Below are 9,005 nucleotides of genomic sequence, written 5' to 3'. Positions count from 1 at the left end.
AATAACTTGGCTTGTTGTTTACTCAACCAGTCACATGTGGTGCCATGTTGACACTGTGGGCAACTGCGATGACCGCAAGAGAGCGGAAACTCAAGCTGTTGCTCGCAGGTTTGACAACCCCAGCAGCTCACTCTCGCCGTGTTACAGCGACAGCTGAGCATGGCATGGATAGCAGCATGTATTTCTGGGGTGATTTGATGGGCATAACGCCGCTGAAAATCCGCCAGATGTTGGCGTAAGATATCGATAAACTGGCTCATAACCCACACTCCCACCTCAAGGCTAAGCCGTTGGTTAGTTGGTTAATCGCCTCACAAGTGTTTTTTCGAGTGATGTCAGTGAGCCGCGTGTAACGGGCGGTGGTATTCAGGCTATGGTGGCCGAGCAGTGTTTGCACTGAGCGCAAATCGAGTCCTTGCTCCAGTAAATGGGTGGCATAACTGTGGCGTAGACTGTGCGGACTGATGGCTTTATGAATGTTGCACTCGAAAATGACTTGCTTCATGGCTTTTTGGAGCCCACCTCTGTCCATGAGTGAGTCGGGTTGATTATCTTTACCTGGAAACAACAAACGAGGATGACGGTGGGTGCGCCAATAATAGCGTAAGGCTAACAAGGTGCGTTGAGGTAAAGGCACCAGTCTATCCTTGCCACCTTTAGCATCACAGATATGCACTTGCATCAGCCCCGCATCAATATCCCCGACCTGCAATGATATCGCTTCCCCTAGGCGCAAACCCATGCTGTACAGGGTTAAGAAACAGACCTGATAACGCAGTTGACGCGTGAGGCTGATAACTATCGCGACCTCGCAGGGCGTGAGGATATCGGGCAGGTGTTTCACCTGTGGAGGCTTAACAATATTAAGCCACTGCCAAGATTTATTGAGGACGTGAAAGTAGAAAAACTGCAAGCCGTTACGGTCGAGTTTGACGGTGCTCCATGAATGTGAGGCAATTAAGTCGGCAAAATAGCGCTTTAAATCATCGGAGGTCAGGGTATCGGGGCAGCAGTCAAAATATGCCGCAATACGGCGTATAGCTCGGCTATAGGCATCAATGGTTGCAGGCCGCTTGCCTTGCAAGGTTAAGTTGGTAAGATGTTGTTCATAAAGTAAATCAAAGCGTTGTTGTTCGTGAATGTCCATGATGATACTCCTAGGTTTGCGACCGAAGCAGGTCGCGTCTAGCAAGTATTTAGGATGAGGGGCAAAAGGATGGTTTTATCTTGTTCCTGCCGCAAAGCGGCTTCGTTGAACTACACATTTCGCCATGGCTAAACCAGAATTCAGATAATTACTGCTAAAATCGTGTGGGATGGATTATAGATTGATATGACTCAGCTTTTTGCCATTCAATGATTGGCGTTGAGTCGATAAAAAAGCCTGAACATTGCGATTCAGGCTTTGGTATTTCATATTTAATTTAAGCTAGCACTTATTGTTGAAAATTAGATTATGAATCCAGCTTATCATCGGCCACTTTATAGTGAGGATCGTCGAGTTGATTCACTTCGACGAGATCACCCGCTTTATGCAGCAGTGCTTTACAGTCAGCGCTCAAGTGGATCAAGTGTAACTTCTTACCAGCATTACCATAACGCTCAGCGAGCGTGTCTATTGCTTCTAATGCGGAGTGATCGGCGACTCGAGAGTTCTTAAAGTCGATAACCACATCTTGAGGATCTTTTGCTGGGTCAAATAATTCGAGGAAGTTTGCGATTGAGCCGAAAAACAATGGACCATTGAGTTTGTAGACTTTCCAGCCTTGATTGTTCTGCTCTTCAGTCACATTGATATGCTTGGCATGTTCCCAGGCAAAGACTAAGGCAGAAACGATGACACCGACAAATACCGCAAATGCTAGATCGGTAAATACGGTTACCGTTGTCACTAGCACGATAACAAAGGCATCGTGTTTCGGGACCTTGCCCATAAACTTAAAGCTTGCCCATTCAAAGGTGCCGAGCACAACGATAAACATCACTCCAACCAGCGCCGCAAGGGGAATAATCTCAATAAATGAAGCGCCAAATAAGATAAAGGCAAGCAGTGCAACTGCAGCTGTAATTCCTGATAATCGGCCGCGTCCACCCGAGTTAATATTAATCATAGATTGACCTATCATGGCACAACCACCCATAGCGCCGAAGAAGCCGCTGGTGATGTTTCCAAGGCCTTGGCCGACGCATTCTTTGTTGCTGCGGCCACGGGTATTAGTCATCTCATCTATCACAGTCAGCGTTAGCAGAGATTCGATAAGACCGACTGCCGCCAAGATGCAGGCATAGGGCAGGATGATATATAAGGTTTCAAGATTAAAAGGCACAGAGGGAATCGCAAAGCTAGGTAATGAACCTGCTATGGTCGCATTGTCGTTACCACTCATGGTTTTGAGGAAATCGAGTACGTTACGAGTATCCAGATCGAGTCCTACGACAAGTGCCGTCACAGTGAGGATTGCGGCTAATGATGAAGGGACTGCTGTGGTGATCTTAGGCAGAAAATAAATAATGGCCATCGTCAGAGCCACTAAACCTAACATCAACATTAATGGTTCTTGGGGCAGCCAGACTAGATTTCCGCTGGCATCCTTAACTTTAAACTGACCTAACTGGGCGAGGAAAATTACAATCGCTAGACCATTCACAAAGCCAATCATGACGGGATAGGGCACTATGCGAATGAATTTACCGAGTTTACACACGCCAGCAGAGATCTGGATAAGTCCCGCTAAGACCACGGCAGCAAATAAATATTGGACACCGTGCTCAACGACCAAAGACACCATGACAACGGCCATAGCGCCAGTCGCACCCGAAATCATTCCAGGACGGCCACCAATCAGTGCCGTTATTAGCCCCATAATAAAGGCGGCATAAAGTCCAACCATAGGCTCTACATGGGCGACAAAGGCAAATGCGACCGCTTCAGGAATAAGCGCAAGTGCAACTGTTAGCCCTGAAAGCACATCGGCTTTATGGCTAGACGTTTTGTGGCGAATGAGATCAAACATTGAACCTCTGTTATTAAGTTGTTGTGTGGATAAAAATAAGGCGCGAATACTAACAAAAAAATGGATTGAGCTAAACCTTAAATATAGTGTGTGTTTTACGATAGAAATAAAAAAGCCATGCAATCGCATGGCTTTTCTGACTAACTAAAGTGGTTATGGACGAGCCATATCCGACTCAGCACCGTTAGTGAGTTTAATTTTGGCGGTAGGCTCTTCGGTTGTAGTATTCTCATACTCGCGTCCTTTAGGCACTGCCACTTGCTCTCTCACTTCAACTACAGGCTTGGTCATATCCGAAGACACCATAGAACCAAAACGGCTTGCGGCTTTCGGCTTGTTGACTACAAGGGCGTCAGTGATTTGCGGATTCACTGTCGTTGGGGCCACTTGCACTGTTGCTTGAGGCTTAGCGATAGCAGCAGGTTTTGCCATTGGAGCAGAGGCTGCAGCTTTAATCGCTTCTTTAACTTCAACACTTGGTGCAACGCTTGGCTCTACAGCAGTTTCAGTCTTAGCCACTTCAACTTTAGCCGCTTCAACTTTTAGCGCAGCTGGTGTAATCGCTGGGCTTTCAACTACAGGGGCGTTAACCACTTCGGTTTCTACTGCAACGCTGGCTACTGGAGCTTCAACGACTGGTGCAACGTCAATTTTAACTTCAACCGTTTTTGGCGCATCCGCTTCAGTGGCTTTAGTCTCCACTGGCTGAGTTTCGACTGATGCAACGTCACTTGCTGGCGTTTCAACTTTCGCTTCAGCTTTAACGACTACAGGAGCTTCAACAACAGGTGCTTCGCTAGCTTGTGCTGTTTCTACTTCAATGGACTTAGCAGTTACTTGAGTTTCAGTCACTGCATCTGTTTTAGTTGCAACAACTGGCGTTTCTACACGGACACTGGCGACTTCGGTTGGATACTCTTGGTCAGCACCCAATTCATCGTTAGGGATGAATTGCGCTGGCGTTGATGTACCTTGGTCATCTTCGTCGCGACGACGGCGTTGACCCGCTGCACGAAGGTGACGCGGGCTACGACGGCTACGACGTTGACCATCTCTTTGCTCGCGTTTTGCTTGATCATCAGCAGTTTCGCTTTCAGCATCAATTGTGTCGTTATCTTGCGATATCGCATCCATAGGTGCTACAACATCAGCTGTAACCACTTCAGTTTGTTCAGCTGTTTTCACTGGCTCAACTGCTGGGGCTTCAGTTTCTGTAGACATTACTGCTTTTTCTTCTACTGCAATATTTTCTGCCGCTTCTTGAACAGGTGCCGTTTCTTTACGAGGCTGACGACGTGTTCTTGGTGCTTTTGTTTCAGTTGGTGCTTGGGCAACTTCAGTTTTAGTGTCAACACTGATAGTGCTCGCCGCCGCGGCGTTAACTGCAGCAATCTCAGCTAATACTTCAGCGGCATCTTCTGGTGCAATTGGAATAGCATTATCTGGCGTGTTATGGCCATTATCGATACGCACCTTACGGCGCATGTTACGACGTTGACGACGTTCACGGGCGACTTCTTGCTTAGGTGCATCGGCTTCTACGTCAGCAACCACATCTTTTGGTGCTTGTACACGTGGCTTAGGTTCGGATCGCGCTGGACGTTTAGTTTCTTCTTTCTCACGAACAGGACGTTCTTGAGCGCTTGTATTTACCGCTGCATCAGCCGGTTTTTTCGAATTACGGCTGCGTGGCTCACGAGTGCTTTCTTTTGCTTTGTCGGCATCTTGGGCATTACGTGGGCGGCGAGTATCGTTGCGACGGTTACGGCGGTTAGCGTTAGCTGCACTGGTATCGGTTGTTTTAGTTTCAACAACTTTTACGGGTTCTGCTTTTTCGCTTGGTGCAAACATAGCACTGATTGCACTCACAAGCTTGCTGAAGAAACCTGGTTGTGGCGCTTCAACTTTCACCGTTGGTGATGGGGCTTGTTCCACTTTCTGTGGCGCGGCAAACCCTTTTAATGCCGGAATAGGCGCTGCGGTACGTTCCAGTTTACGTGGCTCATACAATTTAGCTTCAGGCTGTTCGATACGCTTATAGCTCGATTCGCTGATTTCATCATCACTACGGTGACGGATCACGCGATAATCTGGCGTCATCATGTGCGCATCAGGTATCACATATACTTCGACATCGTGACGTTGCTCTGTGATGCGAATGGCTTTGCGTTTCTCGTTTAACAAGAATGCCGCCACATCGACAGGTACAATGGCTTCGATTTGCGAGGTGTTTTCTTTGATGGCTTCTTCTTCCATCAAACGTAAAATCGACAGTGCTAAAGACTCAGTACTGCGAATTGTGCCTTGGCCATGACAGCGAGGGCAGATGTGTGCCGCTGATTCTTCGAGTGATGGGCGTAGACGTTGACGCGACATTTCCATCAAACCGAAACGAGAAATACGGCCTAATTGCACACGGGCACGGTCGTGGTGAACTGCATCACGTAAGCGGTTTTCAACTTCACGCTGATGGCGCACAGGCGTCATATCGATAAAGTCGATCACCACTAATCCACCTAAGTCACGTAGACGTAATTGACGGGCAATTTCATCGGCGGCTTCAAGGTTAGTGTTCAGCGCAGTCTCTTCAATATCGCCGCCTTTAGTGGCACGGGCAGAGTTGATATCGATTGAGGTTAAGGCTTCCGTTGGGTCGATAACAATCGACCCACCAGATGGCAGACGCACTTCGCGTTGGAAAGCGGATTCGATTTGCGATTCAATTTGGAAGTGAGTAAATAATGGCACTTCGGCTTCGTAAAGTTTTACGCGCTCGACGAAATCAGGGCGAACTAAGGCGATATGTTGCTTAGCTTCTTCGTAAATACGTGGGTGGTCGATGAGGATCTCGCCTACATCACGACGTAAATAGTCACGAATAGCGCGCACAATCACGTTGCTTTCTTGATGAATTAAGAAAGGAGCGCCTTTAACTTGTGAAGCTTCGGTGATAGCAGCCCAGTGGTGTTGCAGAACTTTTAAGTCCCACTTTAATTCGGCTGATTCTTTGCCTACACCGGCAGTACGAACGATAAGCCCCATGCCCGCTGGCACTTCTAAATCGGCCATTGCTTCTTTTAACTCAGTACGCTCATCACCTTCGATGCGACGAGAAATCCCGCCTGCACGTGGGTTGTTTGGCATTAATACTAAGTAAGAGCCTGCAAGGCTGATGAAGGTCGTTAAGGCTGCGCCTTTATTGCCGCGTTCTTCTTTGTCAATTTGGACAATAACTTCCTGTCCTTCACTGACCACTTCTTTGATATTTGGGCGACCTTGAAATGAATACCCTTTCGGGAAATATTCTCTGGCGATTTCTTTTAGCGGTAAAAAGCCGTGACGATCGGCACCGTAGTCAACGAAAGCGGCTTCTAAAGACGGTTCTACGCGGGTAATTTTACCTTTGTAAATGTTTGATTTTTTTTGCTCATGACCTGGACTTTCAATATCTAGATCATACAGTTGTTGCCCATCAACAAGGGCAACACGCAACTCTTCTGATTGAGTTGCATTGATTAACATACGTTTCATGATGACGTCATTCTTCTTTAAATAGAGGTCATCAAACATCGCGCTTCGCTGCATTACGGGCCTAGCAGTAGGTCAACTGAGCCTCACGGCTGGTGGCTAGGCAAGAGGTGCGCATTGCTGTTAGACGCAGTCGCTGCGTGTCGCATCCTATTTATGGCTTATTTTTTAATGATTACAAAAACAAGGAATTCGTTGTAAAACATCAACCAACCCCATAAATTCTTTAGTTTCTTTCCGGTAATGCCCAAGTCGAATCGGTTTGTCTGACGACAAGTTAAAATATCCTTCGAAATCGGGGAGGAAAATCTAGGGTAAACCTTATTAAAGTAAGGCGACTTTCTCGATTTAATCGTAAAAAACGCATTTGTGGTATTTTTACTTATTATACGATTTGCAAATCAATGACTTGCTATCAGGAAAGTGTTTTTTTATCCGTTAAATTTTCCGCTTGGGATCAGGGCGTTGTGAACACTTTATTCACGGCTTATCCCTAATCGCTGGTGAAATATAGCAATAATCAAAAAATTCAGCAATGGAAAGGCACAATTCTTCTCAGTTGTTGTACAATGGCGACCGTTATAATTAGATGGCGCATCATGAATATAGAATCCACCACACAACAGGTTCAGTTGATCACGATTGATGAAGATCACTTCGAACAGCGTATCGATAACTACTTAATGACCAAGCTGAAGGGCGTGCCGAAAAGCATGATCTATCGGATTGTCCGTAAGGGCGAGGTTCGAGTAAATAAGAAACGCATCAAACCCGAGTATAAATTGCAGATTGGTGACATAGTACGTATTCCGCCTGTCCGAGTGGCAGAGCCAGATAATCGTACCGCGCCATCGGCGAACTTAAGCAAAGTTTCGCAACTCGAAGACCGTATTCTGCACGAAGACAATCATTTGATCGTGTTGAATAAACCTGCAGGCATTGCTGTGCATGGCGGTAGTGGTGTCGATTACGGTGTGATTGAAGCCCTGCGTTCGCTGCGCCCTCAACAGAAGTTTTTAGAGTTAGTACATCGTCTCGATAAAGATACTTCGGGTGTGTTGTTGGTGGCGAAAAAACGTAGTGCGCTTAAACATCTGCATGATCAGCTTCGATATAAAAAGATGCAGAAAGACTATCTGGCTTTAGTGAAAGGTGAATGGTCTGCTCAAGATAAAGCCGTTAAACAGCCTTTATTAAAAATCACCCTAAAATCCGGTGAGCGCATAGTGCGTGTTAATGCGGAAGGTAAACCTTCAGAAACGCGCTTTAAAATTATGCAACGTTACCAAGGGTGTACGCTTGTGAAGGCAAGCCCTGTCACTGGGCGGACTCACCAAATTCGGGTGCATTGCCAATTTGCGGGTCATCCTATCGCCTGTGATGATAAATACAGCGAGCAAGGGTTTGACGACAGCATGCGTGCATTAGGCTTAACTCGACTCTTTTTACATGCGGCTGAGTTGATGTTCATTCATCCAGAAAATGATGAAGTGATGCGGGTCTCTGCGCCCTTAGATGAAAACTTGTCGCAATTACTCGATAAGTTAAAGCGTGCGTAATTAACAGGGATAGGTTTCAAGGATGAAGATAAAGCAATACGATTTAGTGATTTTCGATTGGGATGGCACTCTGATGGATTCCATCGGTAAAATTATCACTTGTATTGAAAATATGGCTAGGGCATTGCAGTTACCTATCCCAAGCGAAAGCGATATTATCGGTCTTTCTATGACAGAAGCGCTGCGAGTCCTGTTTCCTCAGGGACTCAATCTCAGCGCTTCTTCTGTATATTCTCAGCCTCAACATCCTAAAAATGCATTTGGTCAAGGCGAAGATGATCAATATCAGCAGATGCGCGCCGAGTTTAAAGCGCAATATTTGCATTTAGACGCCACGCCAACACCGCTCTTTGCACAAGCGCCCCTTTTAATCGACGAGTTACATACTCAAGGTTATCAATTAGCTGTTGCAACCGGTAAGGCTCGTGCGGGACTTGATCGCGTTTTCGAGCAAACGGGCTTAGGTCGATACTTTGTTGCGTCACGCTGCGCCGATGAAGTGCACAGTAAACCCCATCCTGAAATGATCTCAAGCTTACTGAAAGAATTGAATATTGCACCGAACAGAGCTTTAATGGTGGGTGATTCTCTGCTGGATTTAACCATGGCGGCCAATGCAGGGATTGATAGCGTTGGTGTGACCTATGGCGCTCATAGTGCCGAAAAGTTGCTGCGGGCGAAACCTATTGCCTTGATTGATTCACCTGCGCAATTGCTGCAATACCTCTAGCCTTGCTATTTAGTGCTGAAGCGGCAATACATGCCGCTAGGCATGAGTACTTCCTAGTTACCTTTATTTACGTCCTATCTTCTCGTCAATAAAACGAATCTGCTGCTCGGCATTTATTGGTGCGCTTAATCGATTTAATAAACAGAGTTCGCTGAGCAAAACTTCAGCAAACGA

Annotated in this window: 6 protein-coding genes; 2 read left to right on the top strand and 4 right to left on the bottom strand. The window is 46.5% G+C overall.

Annotated features, from left to right (window positions below):
- The 4 genes from Q4Q54_RS10480 to rne all read right to left on the bottom strand — a co-directional run.
- Positions 1-260 (bottom strand): transposase zinc-binding domain-containing protein (locus Q4Q54_RS10480; RefSeq protein ID WP_311988408.1); only part of this gene is annotated, 260 nt, incomplete at its 3' end.
- Entirely contained in the window at positions 257-1,147 is an 891-nt protein-coding gene (locus Q4Q54_RS10475) for a site-specific integrase (RefSeq protein WP_311988407.1), read from the bottom strand. The genes Q4Q54_RS10480 and Q4Q54_RS10475, both read right to left, overlap by 4 nt.
- Before the next feature lie 307 nt (positions 1,148-1,454).
- Positions 1,455-3,014 carry a SulP family inorganic anion transporter gene (locus Q4Q54_RS10470; RefSeq protein WP_311988406.1) on the bottom strand — a complete coding sequence of 520 codons (1,560 nt, stop codon included), beginning with the start codon at positions 3,012-3,014 and terminating at the stop codon, positions 1,455-1,457.
- Between the two features lie 153 nt (positions 3,015-3,167).
- Positions 3,168-6,599, bottom strand: a complete 3,432-nt coding sequence (rne, locus tag Q4Q54_RS10465; protein ID WP_311988405.1) for a ribonuclease E — start codon at positions 6,597-6,599, stop codon at positions 3,168-3,170.
- A 542-nt stretch (positions 6,600-7,141) separates the two neighbouring features.
- Between rne and rluC the strand changes: the two genes are divergently transcribed.
- Both rluC and Q4Q54_RS10455 read left to right on the top strand, forming a co-directional pair.
- Complete coding sequence (gene rluC, locus Q4Q54_RS10460; RefSeq protein ID WP_106650212.1) at positions 7,142-8,101, top strand: 23S rRNA pseudouridine(955/2504/2580) synthase RluC; 960 nt, start codon at positions 7,142-7,144, stop codon at positions 8,099-8,101.
- A gap of 22 nt (positions 8,102-8,123) precedes the next feature.
- Positions 8,124-8,831, top strand: a complete 708-nt coding sequence (locus tag Q4Q54_RS10455; protein ID WP_311988404.1) for an HAD-IA family hydrolase — start codon at positions 8,124-8,126, stop codon at positions 8,829-8,831.
- Positions 8,832-9,005 lie beyond the last annotated feature (174 nt).

Origin of the sequence: Shewanella sp. SP2S2-4, assembly GCF_031932025.1 — a bacterium.
In the GTDB taxonomy this organism is placed as follows: Bacteria; Pseudomonadota; Gammaproteobacteria; order Enterobacterales; family Shewanellaceae; genus Shewanella; species Shewanella baltica.
Note: the sequence above shows the minus strand (reverse complement) of the source record. Positions and strands in the feature narration are given on the sequence as shown.